The sequence below is a fragment of the Chryseobacterium sp. SIMBA_028 genome, assembly GCF_046535285.1.
Lineage (GTDB): Bacteria > Bacteroidota > Bacteroidia > Flavobacteriales > Weeksellaceae > Chryseobacterium.
The window spans coordinates 1-417 of sequence record NZ_JAWRWZ010000062.1; the positions used below are offsets into that span (position 1 = coordinate 1).

1 protein-coding gene is annotated in these 417 nt (G+C 59.0%); it reads right to left on the reverse strand.

The window, feature by feature from the left end:
* On the reverse strand, positions 1 to 221 hold a 221-nt coding region (locus tag SCA31_RS22540; protein ID WP_410699284.1), incomplete at its 3' end, for a winged helix-turn-helix transcriptional regulator.
* Positions 222 to 417 lie beyond the last annotated feature (196 nt).

Here is a 417-nt window from a genome sequence, read left to right on the forward strand (position 1 = left end):
CCCCGCATCCTGTCGTGACGCTGAACCAGCAGAACCGCATTAACGGTAGGCCTGCCTTCGCCGGCTGATTCCTTGATGGTGTACCCGTTGATGTAACCATCACGTTCGAGGCGCTCGATGCGTTGCCGTACCGCGTTCCGTGAGAGCAGTACCTTCTCCCCCAACTGCGCCAGGTTGATGCGGGCATTGCGCCGAAGTTCGGACAGGATCTGGCCGTCCAACTCGTCACGCGGACTCTTGGGCACGGGCGCTCCTGAAGGGATGATGCAGACAACTGGACCAGCAAAGCCTAAAACACCTGGTCCAGAAAATTCTCTGCCTGACCCGCCCTGCCCCCTGATTGAGATGCCGGCCAGATACCGAACCTCTCGTCTGTGCCGTCACTGAGTTAGTGCGGTGGTTACATCAGGCATCGAT